The following is a 23,545-nucleotide window of genomic DNA, read 5'->3' on the forward strand; positions in this document are numbered from 1 at the left end:
TCAGGCGGCGCGCACGCCGTGGAGGAAGCCTTCCACCTCGGCGCGGAGAGCTTCGGCCTGACGAGCCAGTTCCTCGGACGCCGCGAAGACCTGACCGGCCGCCGCGCCGGTGCCGGACACGGCATGCGAGACCACGGCGATGCTGCTGCCGACTTCGGACGTGCCGACCGAGGCCTGCGACACCGCCTGGACGATCTCGCGGGTGGCCGCTCCCTGCTGCTCCACCGCCGACGCGATGGCGGAGGCGGCGCGGTTGATGTCGTGGATGGTGGTGACGATGCCGCCGATCCCCGACACCGCCCGCGCGGTGGTCGCTTGGATGCTCGCGATCTGCCCCGAGATCTCGGCGGTGGCCCGGCTGGTCTCGGTGGCGAGCGCCTTGACCTCGGAGGCGACCACCGCGAAGCCGCGTCCTGCATCCCCGGCCCGCGCGGCCTCGATGGTCGCGTTGAGGGCCAGCAGGTTGGTCTGCGAGGCGATTCCGTCGATGAGCGCGACGATCTCGCCGATCCGGCTCATCGCCTCCTTCAGTTCGCCGACCGTCATGGCCGACGCCTGGGTCTCGGCCACGGCGTGGGTCGATTGCGCCAGCGAATGATCGACCTGCCGGGCGATCTCGCTCACCGAGGCGCCCAGTTCCTCGGCCGCTCCGGCGACGGAGGTGACGTTCGCCCCAGCCTGCTGGGCGGACACGGCGACCGCCTCGGCCCGCGCCGAGGTGTCGTCCGCCGTCTGGGTGAGGTGCTGGGCGGTGGCCTGCAACTCCGTGGCGGCCGATGAGACGATGCCGACGATGGAGCCGACCGTACCCTCGAAGCCGTGGATGAGCGCGCTCATCCGCTCGGCCTGCCGCATCTTCTCCAGCGTCCCCGCTGCCTTCTCGGCCTCCATGGCACGTTGCTGCACCAGCCCATCGCGGAAATAGGCGACCGAGCGGGCCATGTCGCCGATGGCATCCTCACGGCCCATCGCGGGGATCGCCCGGTCGAAATGGCCGGAGGCGATCTCACCCATGCTGGTGTTCAGGTCCGCCACGGGCCGCCCGATATGCCGGTTGAGGGCGTAGGCCGCCGCCGTCGTGGCCGCCGCCGCTGCCAGGAGCACGCCGGCCAGCACGAACAGTGCGTGATCGCGGGCCGCGATGAGGTCCGTGGCGTCGAGGGCGACTTCCAGCGTGCCGATGGTCTTGCCGGAATAATTCTTCAAGGGGCCGGCGAGTACCGCGAAGGGGCGACCACCGATCTCGCTCATCCGCTTTGGGATCGGCCCGGCCGTCGCCTCGCGCTGCGCCTCGACGGGCAGCAGCGTCTTCTGGGGGAAGGTAGCGCCCAGGGTCTGAACGCCATTCTCGCCCACGAGGTGCATGGCGATGTCAGCGCCGGTGCGGCGCTTGAGGGCGGCGATGAAGTCGTCGCCGAGCACGGCCCCGACATCGGTGACGCCGACGAAGCGGCCTTCCGAGAAGGTGGGCACCACGGCGAAGATGCTGATGCTATCCTTGCCGGGCTCGATGCCGGTCAGGGTCCCACGCGATTGGATGACATCGCGCACCAATCCGCGGCGGAAAAGTACGTCGTCCCCGAACTTCTCGGGAGAATGGGCGCGGGCGAAGGCTTTGCCGTCAGCCCCGTGCAGGGTCACTAGGCCGAGATTGAGGCCCTTGAGAGCCGGGAAGGACGGCGCGAGGCGGGCGAGGGCGTCGGCCCGGTCTCCCCGGCCGAAGGCGTCGGCGATGCCGCGATCGTTGGCCAGAGAGACGGCGGAGGCCAGGGCGCGCTGGCCCTGCTCGTTCATCGCTTCCGAGACGGCGTTGTAGCGTCGCAGCAGGCTCGCGCTGATCGCACTCTCACTGGAGGAGACCTGCGCTTGGTAACTCGCGATGCCAACGGCCGCCGCAGAGCCGAGGGAAACCCCCAGCATCGCCACGACCAGTTTCGATCCGATCGATTTCAAACGGAATTTCAACAGCTGCACGTCGCAACTCCGCTCAACCTATGAGCGACCTTGAGCCATTCTGTAACGAGCGTGCTTAATTCTCGACTAAGGCCCCGTGACGCTGTGCCGTTATTGACGTTTCCAATCCGTTTCTGAGCTCGCCCGCTAGGGCGCGCGGCCCGCTGACACACATCGCGGACTCTTTCCCCGGTTTGGCTTGGCCATAAGGCGACCCCGGCTTGACTTGAGGCGACGGCCGGTCGCATTGCACAGATTAGAACCATAATGCTGTGGTCCCGGCGACCGCCACCCGGCGGACTCGTATCCGTGACACACGACCTCGGAGTGCTGAGCCCTTGGCGAACTCAACCGCCGCTCCCGCCGATGCGTCCCACGACGGCAGCCGTCGTGACTTCCTGTTTCTGGCTACGGGCGCCGGCCTCGCCGTCGGTGCCGGTGCCATCGCATGGCCCTTCGTGGCCTCGATGGCGCCCGACGCCGACGTGATCGCGGCGGGCGCCCCGATCGAGGTCGACCTGACGCCGATCCAGGACGGGCAGATCATCAACGTCTTCTGGCGCGGAAAGCTGATCTTCGTGCGCAAGCTGACCTCGAAGGAGGTCACCGACATGAAGGCCGTGCCCCTGAACCAGCAGATCGATCCTGCTGCTTTCGATACGCGGGTGAAGAACGGCCACGATCAGTGGCTCGTGGTCTACGGCAACTGCACGCATCTCGGCTGTGTGCCGATTGGCCACCAGGGCAACTTCGAGGGCTGGGCGTGCCCGTGCCACGGCTCCCAGTTCGACGCCGTGGGCCGCGTTCGCCGTGGCCCCGCACCGATCAACCTCCCGATTCCGCCCTACGCCTTCCAGTCGGACTCCAAGATCCGCATCGGTGAGTCGGCTGGCGGCAAGGGCGTGGCCTGAGGGTAGAGGCAGACATGAGCGGTACCGCCAGCACCTACGTCCCGAAGAGCCGCGTCGCGAAATGGTTTGAGTCGCGGCTGCCTCTGGTCGGCCTCGTCCACTCGTCGTTCATCGCGTATCCGGTCCCCCGGAACCTGAACTACTTCTGGACCTTCGGCGCGATCCTCGCTGCCTTCCTCGGCATCCAGATCATCACCGGCGTGTGGCTGGCGATGCACTACGAGCCGTCCGCGACGGGGGCCTTTACCTCCGTCGAGAAGATCATGCGCGACGTGAACTACGGCTGGCTGCTGCGCTATGCGCACGCCAACGGCGCGTCGATGTTCTTCGTCGCGGTCTATGTTCACATGTTCCGGGCGCTCTACTACGGGTCGTACAAGGCCCCGCGTGAGGTGCTCTACATCCTCGGCGTCATCATTTACCTGCTGATGATGGCCACGGCCTTCCTCGGCTATACCCTGCCGTGGGGCCAGATGAGCTTCTGGGGCGCCACCGTCATCACCAACATCCTGGCGGCGATCCCGGTGGTCGGCGACACGATCCAGAGCCTACTCTGGGGTGGCTATTCCGTCGGCAACCCAACCGTGAACCGCTTCTTCTCGCTGCACTACCTGCTGCCGTGGATGATCGCGGGCGTCGTCGTCCTGCACGTCTGGGCGCTGCACGTCACGGGTCAGAACAACCCGACCGGCATCCCGGTGAAGAGCGGTAAGGACGTAGTTCCGTTCACGCCCTACGCCACGATCAAGGACGTGTTCGCCACCGTGGTGTTCATGATCCTGTTTGCGTGGTTCCTATTCTTCATGCCGAACTACCTCGGCCATGCCGACAACTACATTCAGGCGAACCCGGCGGTGACGCCCGCGCACATCGTGCCGGAATGGTACTTCCTGCCCTTCTACGCGATCCTGCGGGCCGTGCCTGATAAGCTCGGCGGCGTCATCCTGATGTTCTCGGCCGTGATCATCTTGGCCTTCGCGCCCTGGCTGGACACGTCGCGCGTCCGCTCCTGCAACTACCGGCCGATCTACCGGCAATTCATGTGGGTGTTCCTGGGCGTGTGCCTGCTGCTCGGCTGGCTCGGCTCGCAGCCTCCGGAGGGCGGCTACGTGATCGCCTCGCAGATCTGCACCGCCTACTACTTCGCCCACTTCCTGATCGTGATGCCGCTCTGCGGCCTGTTCGAGACCCCCAGCCCGCTGCCCGGCTCGATCCTCGAGAGCGTGACGGGACCGGGTAAGCAGGTTTCGGGAGCCGGCATGCCGGCGGGCGCTGCTGCGGCGCCGCAGGTCAAGGGCTGAGGGACGACGACACGATGGCCATGACGCGCGTCCTCTCGACCACCCTCGCCGCCACGGTGGCGGCCCTTCTCCTCGGTGCGCCCGCGCGGGCCGAGGATGCCCATGGCGGCCCCATCCCGCCGCGGGTGAAGTGGAGCTTTGCCGGCATGTTCGGCCGCTTCGACGAGGCGCAGCTTCAGCGCGGCTTCCAGGTCTACAAGGAAGTCTGCGCCGCCTGTCACTCGATGAAGCTCGTCTCCTTCCGCAACCTCGCGCAGGAAGGCGGCCCGCACTTCTCGGCCTCCCAGGTGAAGGCGCTGGCTGCCACCTACCAGGTCAAGGACGGCCCGAACGATGCGGGCGAGATGTTCGAACGGCCCGGTCGCCCGGCCGATACCTTCCCGCCGCCCTTCCCGAACGATCAGGCCGCCGCCGCCGCCAACGGCGGCAAGGCGCCGCCGGATTTCTCGGTGATCGCCAAGGCCCGCACCTTCTCGCGCGGCAACCTCACCTTCCTCTACGATTGGCTGCCTTTCGTCGGCTACTCGGAGCAGGGGCCGGACTACATCCACGGCCTTCTCAACGGCTACAAGGAAGCCCCCAAGGACTTCCAGGTGCCGGATGGTGGCCACTACAACCTGTACTATCCGGGCCACATCATCGCGATGCCGCCGCCGATCTCGGACGGTCAGGTGACCTATCCGAAGAACGACAAGGACCAGCCCGTCGTCCCCGAGACGGTTGAGCAGTACGGCAAGGACGTCGCCGCCTTCCTGATGTGGTCGGCCGAGCCGCACATGATGGAACGCAAGGCCCTGGGCTTCCGGGTGATCCTGTTCCTGCTCGTGATGTCGGGGCTGCTCTACTACGTGAAGAAGAAGGTCTGGGCGGGCGCCGGCGGCGAGGTCCACGGTCTTCAGCCGGAGCTGCACAAGGCCTGGTGATCCGGCCGACGCTCGGACGAATATGCGGGCCTCCCCTCGGGGAGGCCCGTCTTTTTGGGCGCGGTCACCATGCTACCGGCGGACCACAACAGTGACGGAGACGCCGGAATGACGGCAGCGGTGCTCGGGGTGATCGGCGGATCGGGGGTCTACGACCTGCCGGGCCTGGAGGATGTACGGGAGGAACGCGTCACCTCTCCCTGGGGTGAGCCTTCCGATGCCCTGCGCATCGGGCGCATCGGCAAGACGACGCTGGTCTTCCTGCCCCGGCACGGACGCGGCCACCGCCTCTCGCCCTCCGGCATCAATTACCGCGCGAATATCGACGCGATGAAGCGCGTCGGCGTTACCGACATCGTCTCTCTCTCGGCCTGCGGCTCCTTCCGCGAGGAGCTACCGCCCGGCCTCTTCGTCCTCGTGGACCAGTTCGTGGACCGGACCGTTGGGCGCGCCTCGTCCTTCTTCGGCGACGGCTGTGTCGCCCACGTGTCCCTGGCTCACCCGGTCGGGCCGCACCTGCAGGACCGCATCGCCCAGGCGGCCAAGGCCGAAGACATCCACGTCCACCGGGGCGGCACCTATGTCTGCATGGAGGGGCCGCAATTCTCGTCGCTTGCTGAGTCGCGCGCCTACAAGGCGCAGGGCTTCGACGTGATCGGCATGACCAACATGCCGGAGGCCAAGCTCGCCCGGGAGGCCGAGATCACCTATGCGACGATCGCGATGGTGACCGATTACGATTGCTGGCATCCGGGCCACGATGCCGTCGACGTCGCCGCGGTCATCGCCGTGGCGCGGGCCAATGCCGACAAGGCGGCGCGTCTGGTGTCGCGCCTCGCCCGCGACTTCCCGGCCGAGCGCGAGCTCTGCCCCGTAGGCTCGCACCGGGCGCTCGATGGCGCGATCATGACGGCGCCCGCCGTCCGGGATCCGGCGCTGCTCGCCAAGCTCGATGCCGTGGCCGGACGCGTGTTGAAGGGCTGACGCCCGCACGAGATTTCCCTTTCCCGTCACGTATTCTAGAAGCACCCGGCGGCCCCTTCGCCGCCGACACCAGCCACGGACACGATGCGCAGCGCGAGTATCAGCCGGAAGACCGCCGAAACCGACGTTTCGGTGTCGGTCGCCCTCGACGGCACCGGGAAGGCGACGATCGCCACCGGCATCGGCTTCCTCGATCACATGCTCGAACTGCTCGCGCGGCATGCCCTGTTCGACCTCGACATCAAGGTCGCGGGCGATCTGCATGTCGACCAGCATCACTCCGCCGAGGATTGCGGCATCGCGCTCGGTCAAGCCTTCGCCAAGGCGCTCGGCGACAAGCGCGGCGTGACGCGCTACGCCGACGTCCATCTGCCGATGGACGAGACGCTGAGCCGCGTCTGCGTCGACATCTCCGGTCGCCCGTTCCTCGTCTTCCGCACGCAGTTCCGGGTGGAGAAGATCGGAAACTTCGACACCGAACTTGTGCGTGAATGGTTTCAGGCCTTCGCGATGAATGCGGGGCTCACCTTGCATGTCGAGACGTTCTACGGCGAGAATGCGCACCACATCGCCGAGAGTTGCTTCAAAGGACTGGCCCGGGCTTTGCGAAAGGCCGTCGCGATCGATCCGCGCGAAGAGGGCCGTGTCCCATCGACCAAGGGAACATTGTAGGGGCCAAGCCTGATGCGCATGCGCAGCTACACCCTCCACCTGCCGCCCGAGGCTCGCCCCGGTGAGGTCGATGGCCTCGACCGGGCCGTTCTCGTGCCCGACGGGTTCTCGCGGCCGGCCTTCGCCTTCTCGGTGCTGTGGTTCCTGTACCACCGGCTTTGGATCGCGGCCCTCATCGTGCTGGCCGGATTGGTATTGCTGGCTTTCGGCGGCTTTGCCCTCGGCCTCGCACGCTGGGCAGGCACGCTGATGACTCTGCTCGCGAGCGTGCTCATCGGCCTCGAAGCGTCGAGCCTGCGTCGCTGGACATTGGCCCGCAAGGGCTGGGTCGCCCGCGACGTGATCGTGGCGCGGGATGCCGCCGAGGCCGAAGCGAAGGCGCTCGCCCGCTGGCTCGACCCGAGCAACGCGTCGTTGCCGCCGCGCGCGCCCTTCCCAGGCGGCCCCGCGCGCCGGGCGGAACCGGTGATTGGTCTGTTCCCCGCCCGTGAAGGGCTGCGGTGACGGCGTGGGACAGGGAATGACCGGACAGACCGTCGCCATCATCGATTACGGCTCGGGCAACCTTCACTCGGCCTTGAAGGCATTCGAGCGTGCGGCTCGCGAGGCCGGCCTCGACGGCACGCGCATCGTCCTGACCGCCGACCCCGAGGTCGTGGCGGCGGCGGACCGTATCGTTCTGCCGGGGGTAGGCGCCTATGCCGATTGCCGGGCCGGGCTCGACGCCGTTCCCGGCATGGTCGAAGCCATGACCGACGCGGTCAAGCGCGAGGGCAAGCCCTTCCTCGGCATTTGCGTCGGCATGCAATTGCTGGCGTCTCGCGGGCTCGAATATGTCGAGACGCCCGGCCTCGGCTGGATCCCCGGCGATGTCGGGCCGATCCGGCCGTCGGATCCTGCGTTGAAGGTGCCGCATATGGGCTGGAACACCCTGAGCGCGGTTCGCCCCCACGCCCTGTTCGAGGGCATCCCGACCGGGGAAGGGGGCTGCATGCCTATTTCGTGCACAGCTTCGCCCTGACGCCCGAGCATCCCGATGACACGGTGATGCGGGCGGAGTACGGCGGCCCGGTAACGGCCGCCGTGGCACGTGACAACGTCGCCGGCATGCAGTTCCACCCCGAGAAGAGCCAGCATCTCGGCCTCGCCCTCATCGCCAACTTCCTCCGCTGGCGCCCCTGACCGGCGCCGCAGGACAGACGAGAAAGACATCCCGGTGATCCTGTATCCCGCAATCGACCTGAAGGGTGGCCGCTGCGTCCGCCTCGTCCAGGGAGACATGGACCGGGCGACCGTCTTCGGGGACGACCCCGCCGCTCAGGCGGCGATCTTCGCCGGACAGGGTTTCTCGTGGCTGCACGTGGTCGATCTCGACGGCGCCTTTGCGGGCGCGCCGCGGAATGCCGAGGCGGTCGAATCGATCCTCGCGACCATCGACATTCCGGTGCAACTCGGTGGCGGCATCCGGGACATGAAGACCTTGGAAGGCTGGCTGTCCAAGGGCGTTGCCCGCGTCATCATCGGCACCGCCGCCGTGCGCGATCCGGCCTTCGTCCGCGAGGCGGCCCGGCTGCATCCCGGTAAGGTGGCCGTGGGCATCGATGCCAAGGACGGGCGCGTCGCGGTCGAGGGCTGGGCGCAGACCTCCAGCATGACCGCCGAGGAGCTCGGGCGTCGGTTCGAGGATGCCGGGGTCGCGGCCATCGTCTACACCGACATCGCCCGCGACGGCATTCTGAAGGGGCTCAACGTCGAGATGACGCTCGCGCTGGCCGAGGCCGTCGCCGTGCCGGTGATCGCCTCGGGCGGCCTCGCCTCCATCGCGGACGTGCACCGCCTGCTGGAGCCCGATTGCGCGTTGATCGCGGGCGCCATCACCGGCCGCGCCCTCTATGACGGCCGCATCGACCCCATCGCGGCGCTCGCCGCGATCGCGGCGGCCTCGCGTTAAGCTCGCGGCGACCTCAGGCAGAACGGAAGCCCGTCCCGTGCTCAAGACCCGCATCATTCCCTGCCTCGACGTGAAGGACGGTCGCGTCGTCAAAGGCGTGCGCTTCGAGGGCCTGCGCGATGCGGGCGATCCGGTGGAGGCCGCCAAGGCCTATGACGCGGCGGGGGCGGACGAACTCTGCTTCCTCGACATCACGGCGAGCCGTGAGGCGCGCGGCACCCTGCTCGACGTCGTGAGCCGCACGGCGGAAGCCTGCTTCATGCCGCTCACGGTCGGCGGTGGCGTGCGCGCCGTCGAGGATGTGCGCGCCCTGCTGCTCGCAGGAGCGGACAAGGTCGCGATCAACACCTCAGCCGTGAAGGATCCTGATCTCGTCGCCCGGGCGGCGGAAAAGTTCGGCGCGCAATGCATCGTGGTGGCCATCGACGCCAAGCGCGTCTCCGCCCCCGGCGAGCCCCTGCGCTGGGAGATCTTCACCCATGGCGGGCGTGACCCGACCGGCATCGACGCCATCGCCTTCGCCCGGCTCGTCGCCGAGAAGGGCGCGGGCGAATTGCTCGTGACGTCCATGGACCGGGACGGCACCCGCTCCGGCTACGACCTGGCGCTCACGCGGGCGATCTCCGATTCGGTCGGCGTGCCGGTCATCGCCTCGGGCGGTGTCGGCGGGCTCGACGATCTTGTGGCGGGTGTCGCCGAGGGCGGGGCCAGCGCCGTGCTCGCCGCCTCGATCTTCCATTTCGGCCAAGCTACGATCAGCGAGGCCAAGGCGCATATGGCCGCCGCCGGCCTCGCCATGCGCCTCGATCCCCTCGCGGAGCCGCGCCCGTGACCGACCTTCTGCTCGCCAACGCGACCCTGCTCGATCCATCGTGCGGCACGGAAAAGCCCGGCGCGATCCTCGTCCGGGACGGTGTCATCGCCGACATCGCGCAGGGGGCCGCGCCCGGTGCGCCCGCGGGCGCCAAGCGCATCGACTGCGCGGGCCGCGTCCTCGCGCCTGGTCTGATTGATCTGCGCGCCTTCGTGGGCGAGCCCGGCGCCGAGCACCGCGAGACTCTGGCCTCGGCCAGCGCCGCCGCCGCCGCCGGGGGCGTGACCACGCTGGTCTGCATGCCGGACACCAATCCGGTGATCGACGGCCCGGCCATTGTGGATTTCGTCCTGCGGCGCGCGCGGGACACGGCTTGCGTCAACGTTCTGCCCGCCGCTGCCATCACCAAGGGCCTCGCGGGCCGGGAGATGACGGAGTTCGGCCTGTTGCAGGAAGCGGGCGCGGTGGCCTTCACCGACGGTCTCCGCGCGGTGGCCGATGCGCAGGTGATGCGCCGGGCGCTGACCTATGCCCGCGATTTCGGCGTGCTCATCATGCAGCATGTCGAGGAAGCGAGTCTCGCCGCCGAGGGCGTGATGAATGAGGGCGAACTCGCCTCACGTCTCGGCCTGATGGGTGTGCCCCGCGAGGCCGAGACCGTGATGCTGGAGCGCGACCTCCGCCTCGTGCGCCTCACAGGTGCCCGTTACCACGCGGCGATGATCTCCTGCTCCGATTCGGTCGAGATCGTTCGCCGCGCGAAGGAGGACGGGTTGCCCGTCACCTGCGGCGTGTCGGTGAACAACCTCGTCCTCAACGAGAACGATATCGGCCATTACCGCACCTTCTGCCGTCTCTCCCCGCCCCTGCGCGACGAGGCCGACCGTCAGGCGATGGTGGCCGCCCTGGCCTCCGGGGTGATCGACGTCGTCGTCTCCGATCACAACCCGCAAGATGCCGACACCAAGCGTCTGCCCTTCGCCGAGGCGGCGGATGGGGCGCTCGGCATCGAGACCCTGCTCGGCGCAGCCATGCGCCTCGTCCATACGGGCGATGTCAGCCTGCCTCGCCTGATCGCGGCAATGACCGCAAATCCCGCGGCCCTCCTTGGCAAGCCCGCCGGGCGGCTGGCGGTCGGTGCGCCAGCCGATCTCGTGCTGATCGACCCGGACCTCCCCTATGTCGTCGACAAGCGGCGGCTGAAGTCCCGCTCGAAGAACTCGCCCTTCGACAGTGCCCGTCTTCAAGGTGCAGCGGTGCTGACCATGGTCGGTGGTCGCGTCGTCCACGCGGTCGATGATCTGGCGGCAGCGGCATGATTCCCGCCGATCTCGCCACGCTCCCCGCCCTCGCGGGCCTGGGTATCGGCTACGCGCTCGGTTCGATTCCCTTCGGGCTTATCTTCACCCGCATCGCAGGGCTGGGGGATGTGCGCTCCATCGGCTCCGGCAATATCGGCGCCACCAACGTCCTGCGCACCGGCCGCAAGGGCCTCGCCTTCGCGACCCTGTTGGGGGACGCCCTGAAGGGCACCGCCGCCGTGCTGATCGCAGCGCAGCTCGGTGAAGGGCCCGCGATCGCGGCGGGGCTCGGGGCCTTCCTGGGGCACCTCTTTCCGGTCTGGCTCGGATTCAAGGGCGGCAAGGGCGTCGCGACGCTGATCGGGCTGCTCATCGCCTTCAGCCCGGCGGCGCTTCTGGCCTTCGCGGTGGTCTGGCTCGGGCTGGCCTTCGCCTTCAAATATTCGTCGCTTGCGGCGCTGGCCGCCTCGGCAGTGACGCCCGTGGTTCTGTGGCTGCTCGGCCTGCCCGCCGCCGCCCTGCTCTTCGTCGTGCTCGGCCTCCTGCTGTGGTGGAAGCACGCTCCCAACATCAAACGCCTTGCGGCAGGCACCGAGGGGCGGATCGGCCAGAAGGGGTGAACGCGCGATGGACCTTTCCGACGCGCAACGGCTCGACTGGCTTCGCCTCATCCGCACCGAGGGCATCGGTCCCCGCAGCTTCCGCCAATTGATCAACCGTTTCGGCGGCGCGGCGGCGGCGCTGGAGGCCCTGCCGGATCTCAGCCGTCGCAAGGGGCGGCCGGTCATCCCTCCGAGCCGCGCCCAAGCCGAGGACGAGGTAGCGGCGCTCGCCCGCCTCGGCGGCCGCTTCATCGCCACGGGCGATGCCGCCTATCCGGCCCTGCTTCGGGCCATCGATGCCGCGCCGCCGCTCATCGCCCTGCGGGGCGATCCCGCGATCCTGTCGCGTCCGGCCATCGCCATCGTCGGTTCGCGCAACGCGTCCGCCGCCGGGGGCGTGTTCACCGAGCGGCTGGCGCGCAGTCTGGGCGAGGCCGGGCTCGTCATCGTCTCCGGTCTTGCGCGCGGCATCGATGCCCGCGCTCATCATGCCAGCCTCGCCACCGGCACGGTGGCGGTGATGGCGGGCGGGCATGACCGGATCTACCCCGCGAACCATGCGGCCCTGGTCGATGCCATTCTCGATGCGGGCGGCGCCGTCCTCGCGGAGATGCCGATGGGGTGGCAAGCGCGCAGCCAGGACTTCCCCCGCCGCAACCGGATCGTGTCCGGCCTGAGTTACGGCAGCGTCGTGGTGGAGGCGGCCCGCCGCTCGGGCTCGCTCATCACCGCGCGCTACGCCCTGGAGCAGAACCGCGAGGTGTTCGCGGTGCCGGGCTCGCCGCTCGATCCGCGCTCGGACGGCACGAACGACTTGATCCGCCAGGGTGCGACCCTGGTCACGGAGGCGGACCACATCCTCGAGGTGATCGGGCCGATCATCGAGCACGGTTCCGTGCCGGAGGCCGCCCCCGCCCGCAGGCGTCCGGATCTCGCGGACCAGCCGGATTTCTGGGAAGAGTTGGATTTCGACGGGGCCTCGGCCCCCGTCGCTGACACGGCGCCGGAGCCCGAACCCGAGCCGCGTGACGAGCATAGCCGAATTCTCGCTCTGCTCGGTCCTGGTCCCGTCGCGATCAACGAACTCGCCCGCGCGGCGCAATGCGAGATCCGAACGGTCCAGACCGTCCTGCTCGAACTGGAACTCGACGGGTATATCGAGCGGCACGGGAGTGGAATGGTGGCGTTGGTCCGCGGAGTGCCTCACGCATGAAAAAGCCCCTCGCTTCCTGGAGGAAGGAGGGGCGAAAACGCGCGGACGGGCCGGTTGGGTCTCAGGCGACGGTCAGGCCGACATCGACGTTGTTGCGCGTAGCGTTGGAGTACGGGCACACCTTGTGAGCCTCCTGAACCAGACGCTCGGCATCCGCCTTATCGAGGCCCGGCAGGCTGACCTTGAGATCGGCCGTGATGCCGAAGCCGCCCTCGGAGCGCGGGCCGATGCCCACGGTGGCGGTGACGGTGGTGTCTTCCGGAACCTTCAGCGAGAGCTGCGGCGCCACGAACTTCATCGCGCCGAGGAAGCAGGCGGAATAGCCGGCCGCGAAGAGCTGCTCAGGGTTGTTGCCTTCGCCGCCGCCGCCGCCCAGCTCCTTCGGGGTGGAGAGCTTCACCGAGAGGCTGCCATCCTCGGTCTTCGCGGAGCCGTCGCGGCCCCCGGTGGCGGTGGCGGTCGTGCGGTACTTCACGTCAACGGACATCGTCGTCTCCCCAGCGAAATCGCGGTGCCGCTTAGATGGCGGACGAATTCGCAATAACCAGAATATAAATTGCGCACAATCTAAATTTGCGCTTCTCGGTCACGCAGGCTTCACGCATCGACCAGTTCGAAGCGGTCGACATCGACGAGGCCGCGATCCGTGATCTTCAGGTGGGGGATCACCGGCAGGGGTAGGAATGCGACCTGAAGGAAAGGCTCCGGCAACACGACGCCGAGGCTGCGCGCCGCCCCGCGCAGATGCCGGAGAGACCCGGCAATACCGGAATGGGATTGCAGGCTCATCAGCCCGGCGAGCGGTAGGGCGATCTCTGCGAGCACCCGGCCCCCCTCGGCCACCACGAAGCCGCCCTCGATCTCGCCGAGGCGGTTCACGGCCACCGCCATATCCGCCTCATCGGCACCGACCACCGTGATGTTATGGCAATCGTGCCCGACCGAGGAGGCGATGGCGCCGCGCTTCAGGCCGAAGCCCTTCACGAAGGCGACGCCGATGCCGGTTTCGCCCGGTCGTGTCCGCCCATGCCGCTCCACCACCGCGACCTTCACTGCGTCTTGATCGAGGTCGATCCTCCGCTCCCCGTCCGAGTAGGGGAGGGTGAGGTCGTGGCGCAGCGTAATGATCTTGCCCGGCACCACGCCGATCACCGGCGTGGAGGGGCCGGAACCGGGCGCCGCGAAATCAGCGGCATTCACCCGGCGGCTGCGGATGCTGTTCCGCCCGATCGGCGCGACCGCCCGGCGCTCGGCGAACGCGGCATCGTCCACCGGCCGTCCGGCGCTAAGGACGCCCGAGACCGAGCAATTGGCCAGATCGTCGAGGATGACGAGGTCGGCCCGCTGGCCGGGAGCGACGAGGCCGCGATCGTGCAGCCCGAAGGCCCGCGCTGCCGACCATGAGACGGCGCGGTAGACGGCGAGCGGAGGGCATCCGAGCCGGATCGCCGTGCGCACCACGAAGTCGAGATGCCCCTCCTCGGCGATGTCGAGGGGGTTCCGGTCGTCGGTGCAGAAGGCCAGGAACGGCGCCGTGCGCTCATCGAGGATCGGCGCCAGGGCGTGCAGATCCTTCGAGACCGAGCCCTCGCGGATCAGGACGGTCATGCCCTTGGAGAGCTTCTCCATCGCCTCTTCGGGCGTCGTCGCCTCGTGCTCCGTCCGGATACCGGCAGCGATGTAACCGTTGAGGGCGCTCCCGCGCAGGAGCGGCGCATGTCCGTCGATATGGCGGTCCTGGAAGGCCGCGAGCTTGGCCAGCGCGCCCTCGTCGCAGGCGAGGACGCCGGGGAAATTCATGAACTCGGCGAGCCCGATCACCTTGGGATGGCTCGCGAAGGGCAGGAGGTCGGCAGCCTCGATGCAGGCGCCGGAGGTTTCGAGATGCGCCGCCGCAGGCACGCAGGACGAAAGCTGGACCCGCAGGTCCATGATCGTTGCTTCGGCCGATTCGAGGAACCATGCGAAAGCGTCCGTCCCGAGGACGTTGGCCATCTCGTGGGGATCGCAGATGCCGGTGGTGACGCCGCGCGGCAGCACGCATCGCTCGAATTCCAGCGGTGGCATCAGCGACGATTCCACATGGAAGTGCGTGTCGATGAAGCCCGGCACCACGACCTTGCCGGTAATGTCGATCTCGCGCCGCCCGCGATAGCTCCCGAACGTGCCGACGATACGCCCGCCGCAGATGGCGATGTCGGAAGGGACGAGGTTGCCTGTCACGAGGTCGAGGAAGCGGCCGTTCTTGAGGACGAGATCGGCTTCGCCCCGCCCCGCTCCCTGCGTGATGGCCCGCCTGAGAAAGTCCACGCTCATGCTCACCTCCGACGGCTGCGCTGCCAGGACTGTGCCAGCTTCGGCGAACGCGTGAGAACCCGGTGCCAACGGTGCCGCATGCGAGATTTTCTCTCTTGCGCGCCGGAACATCGCCGGGCACTGTCAAGCAATGTTGACACTCGCGGCCAGACCGGAGTCGAGGGACACGAGCGATCCGCGGCCTCACGCCGTGGTGATCGGCTCGGGATTCGGCGGATTGGCCGCCGCGGTCCGCCTCGGCGCGCGCGGCTATCGCGTGACGGTGCTGGAACGGCTGGAGCAGCCCGGCGGGCGCGCCCGCGTCCACCGCCGGGACGGCTTCACCTTCGATGCCGGGCCGACCATCGTCACCGCGCCGTTCCTGTTCGAGGAATTATGGGAACTCGCGGGCAAGCGCCTGTCCGATGACGTGACCATGGTCCCGATGGATCCGTTCTACCGGATCCGGTTCAGCGACGGCGCCACCTTCGACTACAGCGGCGACCCGGAGCGGATGCGCGCCGAAGTCGCCAAGTTCTCCCCCGGCGACGTGGCGGGCTACGAGCGGTTCATGGCCCATGCCCGCGCGGTTTGCGCGCTGGGCTTCGAGCAACTGGGCCATGTGCCCTTCGGCTCGGTCGGCGCGATGCTGAAGATCGCCCCCGATCTGCTGCGCCTCTCCGGCCACCGCAGCGTCCATTCGGTGGTGGCGAGCTTCATCCGCGACGAGCGGCTGCGCACCGTGTTCAGCTTTCACCCGCTCCTGATCGGAGGAAACCCGTTCAAGGCGAGCGGTGTCTATTGCCTGATCGCCGATCTCGAGCGGCGTTGGGGCGTGCATTTCGCCATGGGCGGCACGGGCAAGCTCGTGGACGGGCTGGTGCGGCTGATCCGGGGGCAGGGCGGCCGGGTGCGTCTCGGCGCCGAAGTCGGCGAGATCGTTGTCGAGAACGGAGCGGCGCGCGGTGTTCGGCTGGCGGGCGGCGATTTTATCCCCGCCGGCATCGTGGTGAGCAACGCAGATTCCGCCCTGACCCAGGCGAAACTCCTGCCCGAGAGCCTGCGCTGGAGCCCGCGCCGCCTGAAGCGGTCTCGCTCGTCCATGGGGCTGTTCGTCTGGTATTTCGGGACCCGCCGCCGTTACCCGGACGTGGCACACCACACGATCATGCTCGGGCCGCGCTACCGCGAGCTTTTGGGCGACATCTTCGACCGGAAGGTCCTGGCGGAGGATGCGAGCCTCTACCTCCACCGTCCCACGGCGACGGATGACAGCCTCGCCCCGCCGGGACAGGATTGCTTCTACGTGCTGGCCCCCGTGCCGAACCTCGCGGGTGGGCAGGATTGGGCGGCCCTGGCCGAGCCGTATCGCCAGCGGATCGAGGCGATGCTCGAAGAGAGCGTTCTGCCCAACCTACGTGCCGAACTCGCCACAAGTTTCGTGACCACGCCGCAGGATTTTCAGGACGACTTCCTGAGCTTCCGCGGCTCCGGCTTCGGTTTGGAACCGGTGCTGACCCAATCGGCATGGTTCAGGCCGCACAACCGATCCTCGGTGCCGAACCTCTACCTCGTCGGCGCGGGCACCCATCCGGGTGCCGGTCTGCCCGGCGTTCTCTCGTCCGCTCGTATCCTCGATCGCGTGGTGCCGGATGCCCGTGTCACGGCCTGAACCGATCCGCGCCGATGATCGCGCGGCTTGTCGCACCGCGATCCGCGCGGGCTCCAAGAGCTTCCACGCGGCGGGCTTGCTGCTGCCGTCGTCGGTGCGCCAGCCCGCCCACGGACTCTATGCGTTCTGCCGCTTGGCCGACGACCTCGTGGACGAGAACGACGACGTTCATGGCCGCCACCGGGCGGTGGCGCGTCTGCGCGAACGGATCCGCCTCGCCTATGCCGGCTGTCCGGTCGACGATCCCGCGGACCGCGCCTTCGCCACGACCATCGCCGCCCACGCCATTCCCGAGGCGCTGCCGCTCGCCCTGGTCGAAGGACTGGAATGGGATGCGCAGGGGCGCTCCTATGCGGATATCGGCGAATTGCACGCCTATGCCGCCCGCGTGGCGGGTTCCGTCGGGGTGATGATGGCCCTCATCATGGGCGTGCGGGGACAGGAAGCCCTGGCCCGCGCCTGCGATCTCGGCGCCGCGATGCAACTCACCAACATCGCCCGCGACGTGGGCGAGGATGCCCGCATGGGCCGTCTCTATCTGCCTAGAGACTGGATGGACGAGGCCGGGCTCGACGCCGAGGCGTTCTTGGAGCATCCGCGCCCGTCGCCCACCCTGGCTCAGGTGGTGGCCCGTCTGCTTGCGGAGGCCGACAGGCTCTATGCCCGCGCCGAATCCGGCATCGCCGCGTTGCCGCCACGCTGTCGGCCGGCGATTCGTGCCGCCTCGCGGATCTATTCCCGCATCGGCCTGTCGGTCGCCCGTAACGGCTACGATTGCGTCACCCACCGGGCCAGGGTCGGCGATTGGGCGAAGCTCGGCCACGCGCTGGCCGCCTCCGTGCCGCGTCCGGCCGGTCGGGACCTCGCCCTGCCGCCGCTGGCGCAGACGGCGTTTCTCATCGAGGCGGTCGCGGCCTATCCCATGCCGCGCGGCCCCCGCGCCCTGCCGTCATGGTGGGATCTGCGTGGCCGCGTACTCCACGTGCTCGACCTGATCGAGACCCTGCGCGAGCGCGAAGCTTTCGCGCAGGGGGCCCAGTCGGAGATCGCTCGCTAAAGCCGTATCCGGCCTGATTGCATCAGGCCGGCGGCTCTCGCTTTTTGTTTTGATGCGCATTCTTGCGACGAACTGATATCCACTTCGTCGGAATGCGCGCTAGCCCCTTCTACTGAAGGTGCTTGGTGTAGGTGTCGCCCGCCTGCGCCTTGAGCGCGGCGCCCGCCTCCCGCCCGATGCGCTCGGCATCGGCCACAGGGCCTTCGCCCGAAGCCGCCCAATGCTGGCTTCCGTCCGGCAGGAACAGCAGTCCATCGATCCGCAGGCGGTCGCCCTGGATCTGCGCCAGCGCCGCGATGGGGGTCCGGCAGGACCCGTCGAGTTCGGCCAGGAGTGCCCGCTCGGCGCCAACGGCGATGGTGGTGGTCTCGCAGGCGATGGGCGCGAGCAACGCGCGGATCTCCGCATCGTTTTCCCGGCACTCGATGCCGAGCGCGCCCTGCGCCACGGCGGGCAGCATGGTCTCCACCGGCAGGACCGAGCGTGCCATGGATTCCAGGCTGAGGCGCTGGAGCCCCGCAAGCGCCAGAAGCGTCGCGTCGCATTCGCCCGATTCGAGCTTTCGCATGCGGGTATTGGCGTTTCCGCGCAGGGGAACGACCTTCAGATCGGGCCGATGCATCAGCACCTGCGCCGCCCGGCGGAGCGACGACGTGCCGACGCGCGCGCCCTCGGGCAGCGAGAGCAGTGTCTCGGCGTGGGGCGAGAGGAACGCATCGCGCGGATCGTCCCGTTCGAGGATGCAGGCGATGGCGAGCCCTTCCGGCAGCCACGTTTCGACATCCTTCATCGAATGAACGGCGACGTCGACCTCGTTCGCGTAGAGCGCCTGTTCCAATTCCTTGGTGAACAAGCCCTTGCCGCCGATCTCGGAGAGCGGCCGGTCGAGGATCTTGTCGGCCACGGTGGTGACGACGACGAGTTCGGTCTCCAGGCCTGGATTGGCGGCAACGATCTTGTCGCGGACCATGCCCGTCTGGGCGAGAGCCATCGGACTGCCGCGGGTGCCGATGCGCAGGGGGCGGTTCAGCATGTCGAGTGTGTGTCGCTTCTCACGGACGGGGGCGGCAGCGCGACCTTACAGAAGCGAATGCTCCGCTTCCATCATCTTGAGCAGTCCGGTTCAGGCGCCGTCAACCGAAGGTGTTCTAGACCCATTATGGACCAGATGATCCCGCAACGGGAATGGATCGGCGAGGTCATGAAACGAAGCGGAACGAGGTCATGCTGATCCTGCCGAGCCGGCGCCAATTCCTCACCGGTCTCGGTGCAGCCGTCGGCGTCGCGGGAACGACGGGGGCCTATGGCTTCGGCATCGAGCCCCTGCATCGCCTGGTCGTGACGCGCTACGCTCCGTCGATCCCGGCCTGGGCGAATGGCCCGTCCCTTCGCATCGCCGTGCTGGCCGATTTCCACATCTGCGAGCCGTTCATGCCCTTCGACCGGGTGGTGCAGATCGTGGACGCGACCAACGCACTCCGCCCGGACCTCGTCCTGATGCTCGGGGATTATCCGGCCGGAAAGGTCGCGTGGCGGAAGCTGCCCCTGGCGGACTTCGCCCGGCTCGTGGAGGGGCTTCGCGCGCCGCTCGGCACCTATTCCATTCTCGGCAACCACGATTGGTGGGACGACGAGGCGACGCAACTCGCCGTCGGCGGCACGCCCCGTGTTCGCAAGATCCTGGAGGCGCGGGGCATTCCCGTCCTCGAGAACGACGTCATCCGGCTCACCAAGGACGGCAAGCCGTTCTGGCTCGCCGGGCTGGGCGATCAGGAGCCCTTCGAGCACCGGCCGATCAGCATCGCCGATCTCCCCGGCACATTGGCGAAGGTCACCGACGACGCGCCGGTCCTGATGATGGCGCACGAGCCGAAGATCTTCCCTTGGGTGTCCGAGCGCGTCGCGCTTACCCTGTCGGGCCATACCCATGGCGGGCAGGTGCGGATTTTCGGACGCTCCCCGGCCATCCGCCCGGTGGCGGGCCATGATCTCGCCTATGGCCATCGCGTCATCGACGGGCGTCACATCATCGTCTCGGGCGGGTTCGGGGTCAGCCGTATCCCGGTGCGCTTCGGTGTTCCTCCGGAAATCGTGATGGTGGAACTGGGACAATCCGCGCCGGACGCCACGACATCCTGAGGCTCGAGGGCGATCCCAATCCGAATCCCGCGCGCTAAATAGAGCCTATGCGCGCGCTTCTTCTCCTTCCGATCCTCTGCCTCGCTGCCGGGTCCGCACGGGCGGACGAGTGCCAGACCCTGGTCTCGAAGATCATCGCAGAGACCGGCGCCAAGGCCGACCTGCAGCGGTCGGACTACGCCACCTTCACCGTCAGTCCCGACATGACCATGTCGCTCGCCTGCGGCGCGCCCGCGCTCTCCTCGGTGGGGGCGCAGTACAAGGGCGAGACGCCGCCGGACGAGTACTACACCACTTTTGCCAAGGCGGGTCAGGCCGTCACCGGCATCGATGCCAAGGTCATCGTGGATGCGGCCCACAAGGCGCAGGCGACGGCCAGCCGGAAGCGCCACAGCAACATCGATCTCGGCGGGGCGCTGGTGACCTGCTCGTCGATGGTCTCGCCCGACAAGGGGCCCCTGACTTTGTGCGCGGTGATCGAGCACAGCGACAAGAGCTGAAGCGACTTCGGTCGAGCCTGGATCGCAGAAGATGCCCTAGGACCGAGGCGTTACGGGCGTTCCGCCTTCGGGGCGACGGTGGCGTCGTGTTGTCCACTTTTCTCCAGGGCGTCCGCGACGAACCCTGACGCCTTCATCTCCTCGACGAAACGGCTCAGGTAGGCTTGCACCTCAGGGCGACCCGCTGGCGATGCGACAGCCTGCTCGATAGCCATGAACCGACCTGGGAGGATGCGCACGTCCGCGTGGTCCCGCGCATAGGCCTCGAGGGGTTGGCGGACGGAGGCCACCACATCGGTGTGGTCCTGCCGGAACACGTCCAGGGCCGCCGCCGATGTCGGGGCGAAGACGCGCTCGGCATGTTTGAGATGGCGGCTGAGGTACAGGTCGTAGGCCGTATTCCGCCCGACCGCGATTCTCACACCAAGTCGATCAACCTGATCGTTCTGCGTGATCGGCGAAGAAGCGGGCACCATGTAGGCGCCTTCGATGATCACGTAGGGTGGGGTGAAGGCGATGGTCTGGGCGCGCTGGGGATCGATCGCCAGGAACGCCACGTCCCAGGGCTGAGCGCCGCCGACCGCGTCGACGACCTTTCCGGCCGTGTCATAGGTCGCGAAGGCGACCGGGACCTTCAAACGCCGTCCGAGCCCCGGGCTAGATCCGCCGAGATGCCCGCAGGCTCCCCGTCCGCCCCCTTCTGCGCCAGGACGATGTTGCCGTAATTGATCGCGGCACGCAGCGTCCCCGTGGGAGCCATCGCGCGGACCAGGGCAGGGGAGACGTCTTCAGCCATGGCCTTGCCCTCGCAGGCGATGAGAACGGACAGCGTGCCCCACAGAACCGCGCCGGTGACGCGACGTGCGAGACGGCGGCCCGCTGGAGGCCGACCGCCGTCCTTTGCCTTCATCACGCTCAAAGCGGGATGTTGTCGTGCTTCTTCCAGGGCTGCTCCATCTTCTTGGTGCGGAGCATGCCCAGCGCGCGGGCGATCCGCCGACGCGTGGAATGGGGCATGATCACCTCGTCGATGTAGCCGCGCTCGGCCGCCACGAAGGGCGACAGGAAGCGATCCTCGTATTCCTTGGTGCGCTCGGCGATCTTGTCCGAGTCGCCGATCTCGTTGCGGAAGATGATTTCCACTGCGCCCTTGGCGCCCATCACCGCGATCTGCGCGGTCGGCCAGGCGTAATTCACGTCGGCGCCGACATGCTTCGAGGCCATGACGTCATAGGCGCCGCCGAAGGCCTTGCGGGTGATGATCGTGACCAGCGGAACGGTCGCCTGGTTGTAGGCGAAGAGCAGCTTGGCGCCGTGCTTGATAAGGCCGCCGTATTCCTGCGCGGTGCCTGGCAGGAAGCCCGGCACGTCCACGAAGGTGATGATCGGGATTGAGAAGGCGTTGCAGTAGCGCACGAAGCGGGCCGCCTTCCGTGAGGCGTCCGAATCGAGCACGCCCGCGAGCACCAACGGCTGGTTCGCCACGAAGCCGACTGTGCGGCCTTCGATGCGGCCGAAGCCGGTGATGATGTTGCGCGCGTAAGCCGCCTGAATTTCGAAGAAGTCGCCCTCATCGACCACCCGGCGGATCAGCTCGCCCATGTCGTAGGGCTTGTTCGGGTTGTCGGGGATCAACGTGTCGAGCGACATGTCCAGACGGTTCACGTCGTCGAACGACTCGATCTCCGGAACGCCGTCGATGTTGTTGGCGGGCAGGAAGTCGAGCAGGCGGCGGATCTGGAGGATCGCCTCGACATCGTTCTCGAAGGCGCCGTCGGCGATCGAGGACTTGGTGGTGTGGACCTTGGCGCCGCCGAGCTCTTCGGCGGTGACCACTTCGTTGGTCACGGTCTTCACCACGTCGGGGCCGGTCACGAACATGTAGCTCGTGTCGCGGACCATGAAGATGAAGTCGGTCATGGCAGGCGAGTACACGTCGCCGCCCGCGCAGGGGCCCATGATGACGGAGATCTGCGGGATCACGCCGGAGGCCATCACGTTGCGGCGGAAGACTTCGCCGTAGCCGCCGAGCGCGGCCACGCCCTCCTGGATGCGTGCGCCGCCGGCATCGAAGATGCCGATGATCGGGGCGCGCATCTTCAGCGCCATGTCCTGCACCTTCACGATCTTGGCGGCATGGGTCTCCGAGAGGGAGCCGCCGAACACCGTGAAGTCCTTCGAGAACAGGAAGACCGTGCGGCCGTTGATGGTGCCCCAGCCGGTCACGACGCCGTCGCCGGGGATCTTCTGCTTCTCCATGCCGAAATCGGTGGAGCGGTGCTGCACGAACATGTCGAACTCTTCGAACGACCCGTGGTCGAGAAGGAGTTCGATGCGCTCGCGCGCCGTGAGCTTGCCGCGGTTGTGCTGAGCCTCGACGCGCTTCTCGCCGCCGCCGAGGCGAGCCTGGTCGCGGCGCTCGGCAAGTTTGTCGAGGATATCCTTCATGATCGTCGTCCGCCCCTGGGCATGCTCGGCCACCCGGTGTGTCCGGATCGACCTTGAGCGTTGCTATCGGTCGGGCCTTAGCACGGGCTTCGACGGCCGCAAACAGACCACAAAGTGCCGTTTCGGCGACTTCGCGAAGGGCCTCGAACGAAGGGGAGAGATGGTGGACGGTGCAGGGATCGAACCTGCGACCTTTCCCGTGTGAAGGGAACGCACTACCGCTGTGCTAACCGTCCGTTGCGCGACCCGTCAGCAACGGGCGCCGCGCGGAGGCGAGGGCTGATGCCGCCCGCGACCGGATGAGCGGCTTCTATTGCTCTCGCCCCCGCCCCGTCAAGCCGGGATCCGCCGATTGCGTCGCAAGGTTGACTTTCGGCGGCGGCGAGTGCGCTTTGGAACCATGGATCGAGCACAAGAGGGTCCGGCGCCGGGGGAGGCGCGGGGGAAACGGCCACACCGCGGATGCGTGTGGCGATCACCTATTGCGTGCAGTGCAATTGGCTTCTCCGGGCGGGTTGGATGGCTCAGGAACTCCTGTCCACCTTCAAGGACGATCTCGGTGAGGTCGCCCTCGTGCCGGGAACGGGCGGAGCCTTCCGCATCGAGGCCGACGGCGTCCTCCTCTGGGAGAGGGTGCGCGACGGCGGGTTTCCGGACGTAAAAGCCCTCAAGCAGCGAGTGCGAGACCGGCTCGACCCGGCCCGCGATCTCGGCCATATCGACAGGTGATGATGGTGGCGTACGCGCAGGGGCGCATGGATCACCGGCGCATGGATCACCGGCAGCCCGGAGAGCGCAGGCGGTGAGCC

The 23,545-nt window shown here is 67.9% G+C and carries 23 protein-coding genes, 1 tRNA gene and 1 pseudogene; 17 read left to right on the forward strand and 8 right to left on the reverse strand.

The genetic code is table 11. The annotated features are described in order from the left end of the window. Entirely contained in the window at positions 1 to 1,920 is a 1,920-nt protein-coding gene (locus ACFQE0_RS11390; RefSeq protein WP_378969640.1) for a methyl-accepting chemotaxis protein, read from the reverse strand. A gap of 371 nt (positions 1,921 to 2,291) precedes the next feature. On the opposite strand from ACFQE0_RS11390, the gene petA reads away from it, so the two are divergent. From petA to dprA, 12 genes and pseudogenes are all read left to right on the forward strand, one after another. After that, a complete protein-coding gene (gene petA, locus ACFQE0_RS11395; RefSeq protein WP_378969643.1) occupies positions 2,292 to 2,864 on the forward strand; it encodes a ubiquinol-cytochrome c reductase iron-sulfur subunit in 573 nt (190 codons plus the stop codon). 14 nt (positions 2,865 to 2,878) lie between these two features. Beyond that, complete coding sequence (locus tag ACFQE0_RS11400; protein WP_378969645.1) at positions 2,879 to 4,165, forward strand: cytochrome b; 1,287 nt, start codon at positions 2,879 to 2,881, stop codon at positions 4,163 to 4,165. A gap of 14 nt (positions 4,166 to 4,179) precedes the next feature. Next, positions 4,180 to 5,088 (forward strand): cytochrome c1, encoded by a 909-nt coding sequence (locus ACFQE0_RS11405; protein ID WP_378969648.1) that lies wholly within the window; start codon positions 4,180 to 4,182, stop codon positions 5,086 to 5,088. A gap of 108 nt (positions 5,089 to 5,196) precedes the next feature. Continuing rightward, a complete protein-coding gene (locus ACFQE0_RS11410; protein ID WP_378969650.1) occupies positions 5,197 to 6,072 on the forward strand; it encodes an S-methyl-5'-thioadenosine phosphorylase in 876 nt (291 codons plus the stop codon). An 84-nt stretch (positions 6,073 to 6,156) separates the two neighbouring features. After that, on the forward strand, positions 6,157 to 6,744 hold the full coding sequence (gene hisB / locus ACFQE0_RS11415; RefSeq protein WP_378969652.1) for an imidazoleglycerol-phosphate dehydratase HisB: 588 nt from the start codon (positions 6,157 to 6,159) through the stop codon (positions 6,742 to 6,744). An 18-nt stretch (positions 6,745 to 6,762) separates the two neighbouring features. Beyond that, positions 6,763 to 7,248: a DUF2628 domain-containing protein gene (locus ACFQE0_RS11420; protein ID WP_417568581.1), complete on the forward strand. Its 486-nt coding sequence runs from the start codon at positions 6,763 to 6,765 to the stop codon at positions 7,246 to 7,248. 16 nt (positions 7,249 to 7,264) lie between these two features. Then, positions 7,265 to 7,926, forward strand: a pseudogene (hisH, locus tag ACFQE0_RS11425) (imidazole glycerol phosphate synthase subunit HisH). Between the two features lie 34 nt (positions 7,927 to 7,960). Beyond that, positions 7,961 to 8,695: a 1-(5-phosphoribosyl)-5-[(5-phosphoribosylamino)methylideneamino]imidazole-4-carboxamide isomerase gene (gene hisA, locus ACFQE0_RS11430; RefSeq protein ID WP_378969657.1), complete on the forward strand. Its 735-nt coding sequence runs from the start codon at positions 7,961 to 7,963 to the stop codon at positions 8,693 to 8,695. 37 nt (positions 8,696 to 8,732) lie between these two features. Next, complete coding sequence (gene hisF, locus ACFQE0_RS11435) at positions 8,733 to 9,527, forward strand: imidazole glycerol phosphate synthase subunit HisF (RefSeq protein ID WP_378969660.1); 795 nt, start codon at positions 8,733 to 8,735, stop codon at positions 9,525 to 9,527. Beyond that, positions 9,524 to 10,828, forward strand: coding sequence for a dihydroorotase (locus ACFQE0_RS11440; protein ID WP_378969662.1), 1,305 nt, complete (start codon positions 9,524 to 9,526; stop codon positions 10,826 to 10,828). Before hisF ends, ACFQE0_RS11440 begins: the two co-directional genes overlap by 4 nt. After that, a complete protein-coding gene (gene plsY / locus ACFQE0_RS11445) occupies positions 10,825 to 11,430 on the forward strand; it encodes a glycerol-3-phosphate 1-O-acyltransferase PlsY (RefSeq protein ID WP_378969665.1) in 606 nt (201 codons plus the stop codon). Before ACFQE0_RS11440 ends, plsY begins: the two co-directional genes overlap by 4 nt. Positions 11,431 to 11,437: 7 nt before the next feature. After that, positions 11,438 to 12,625, forward strand: a complete 1,188-nt coding sequence (dprA, locus tag ACFQE0_RS11450) for a DNA-processing protein DprA (RefSeq protein ID WP_378969667.1) — start codon at positions 11,438 to 11,440, stop codon at positions 12,623 to 12,625. Positions 12,626 to 12,686: 61 nt separating this feature from the next. Here the strand turns inward: dprA and ACFQE0_RS11455 are convergent, their stop codons facing one another. Together ACFQE0_RS11455 and ade are read right to left on the reverse strand one after the other, a co-directional pair. After that, positions 12,687 to 13,112 carry an organic hydroperoxide resistance protein gene (locus ACFQE0_RS11455; protein WP_378969668.1) on the reverse strand — a complete coding sequence of 142 codons (426 nt, stop codon included), beginning with the start codon at positions 13,110 to 13,112 and terminating at the stop codon, positions 12,687 to 12,689. A gap of 110 nt (positions 13,113 to 13,222) precedes the next feature. After that, the gene (gene ade, locus ACFQE0_RS11460) at positions 13,223 to 14,941 is read right to left on the reverse strand and encodes an adenine deaminase (protein ID WP_378969669.1); all 1,719 of its coding nucleotides are present in this window, start codon (positions 14,939 to 14,941) and stop codon (positions 13,223 to 13,225) included. 130 nt (positions 14,942 to 15,071) lie between these two features. Here ade and ACFQE0_RS11465 point away from each other — a divergent pair, with 130 nt between their 5' ends. Together ACFQE0_RS11465 and ACFQE0_RS11470 are read left to right on the forward strand one after the other, a co-directional pair. Further along, the gene (locus ACFQE0_RS11465) at positions 15,072 to 16,592 is read left to right on the forward strand and encodes a phytoene desaturase (protein WP_378969671.1); all 1,521 of its coding nucleotides are present in this window, start codon (positions 15,072 to 15,074) and stop codon (positions 16,590 to 16,592) included. Further along, on the forward strand, positions 16,573 to 17,649 hold the full coding sequence (locus ACFQE0_RS11470) for a phytoene/squalene synthase family protein (RefSeq protein ID WP_378969674.1): 1,077 nt from the start codon (positions 16,573 to 16,575) through the stop codon (positions 17,647 to 17,649). The genes ACFQE0_RS11465 and ACFQE0_RS11470 overlap by 20 nt, the downstream gene beginning before the upstream one ends. Before the next feature lie 109 nt (positions 17,650 to 17,758). Here the strand turns inward: ACFQE0_RS11470 and hemC are convergent, their stop codons facing one another. Further along, positions 17,759 to 18,682 (reverse strand): hydroxymethylbilane synthase, encoded by a 924-nt coding sequence (gene hemC / locus ACFQE0_RS11475; protein ID WP_378969676.1) that lies wholly within the window; start codon positions 18,680 to 18,682, stop codon positions 17,759 to 17,761. Positions 18,683 to 18,873: 191 nt separating this feature from the next. On the opposite strand from hemC, the gene ACFQE0_RS11480 reads away from it, so the two are divergent. Together ACFQE0_RS11480 and ACFQE0_RS11485 are read left to right on the forward strand one after the other, a co-directional pair. After that, positions 18,874 to 19,788, forward strand: coding sequence for a metallophosphoesterase (locus tag ACFQE0_RS11480; protein ID WP_378969678.1), 915 nt, complete (start codon positions 18,874 to 18,876; stop codon positions 19,786 to 19,788). 47 nt (positions 19,789 to 19,835) lie between these two features. Then, positions 19,836 to 20,288 carry an ABC transporter ATPase gene (locus tag ACFQE0_RS11485; RefSeq protein ID WP_378969680.1) on the forward strand — a complete coding sequence of 151 codons (453 nt, stop codon included), beginning with the start codon at positions 19,836 to 19,838 and terminating at the stop codon, positions 20,286 to 20,288. Between the two features lie 50 nt (positions 20,289 to 20,338). Here ACFQE0_RS11485 and ACFQE0_RS11490 read toward each other — a convergent pair whose 3' ends face one another. From ACFQE0_RS11490 to ACFQE0_RS11505, 4 genes are all read right to left on the reverse strand, one after another. Next, a complete protein-coding gene (locus tag ACFQE0_RS11490) occupies positions 20,339 to 20,926 on the reverse strand; it encodes a transporter substrate-binding domain-containing protein (RefSeq protein ID WP_378969682.1) in 588 nt (195 codons plus the stop codon). Then, a complete protein-coding gene (locus ACFQE0_RS11495; RefSeq protein ID WP_378969685.1) occupies positions 20,923 to 21,198 on the reverse strand; it encodes a hypothetical protein in 276 nt (91 codons plus the stop codon). Before ACFQE0_RS11495 ends, ACFQE0_RS11490 begins: the two co-directional genes overlap by 4 nt. 5 nt (positions 21,199 to 21,203) lie before the next feature. Continuing rightward, positions 21,204 to 22,736 (reverse strand): acyl-CoA carboxylase subunit beta, encoded by a 1,533-nt coding sequence (locus ACFQE0_RS11500; RefSeq protein ID WP_378975428.1) that lies wholly within the window; start codon positions 22,734 to 22,736, stop codon positions 21,204 to 21,206. Positions 22,737 to 22,897: 161 nt separating this feature from the next. Further along, positions 22,898 to 22,972, reverse strand: a tRNA-Val gene (locus ACFQE0_RS11505). A gap of 226 nt (positions 22,973 to 23,198) precedes the next feature. Between ACFQE0_RS11505 and ACFQE0_RS11510 the strand changes: the two genes are divergently transcribed. Continuing rightward, entirely contained in the window at positions 23,199 to 23,465 is a 267-nt protein-coding gene (locus tag ACFQE0_RS11510; protein ID WP_378969687.1) for an Rdx family protein, read from the forward strand. The last annotated feature ends 80 nt before the right edge of the window (positions 23,466 to 23,545 follow it).

Source organism: Methylobacterium komagatae (genome assembly GCF_042661665.1).
GTDB classification, from domain to species: domain Bacteria; phylum Pseudomonadota; class Alphaproteobacteria; order Rhizobiales; family Beijerinckiaceae; genus Methylobacterium; species Methylobacterium komagatae.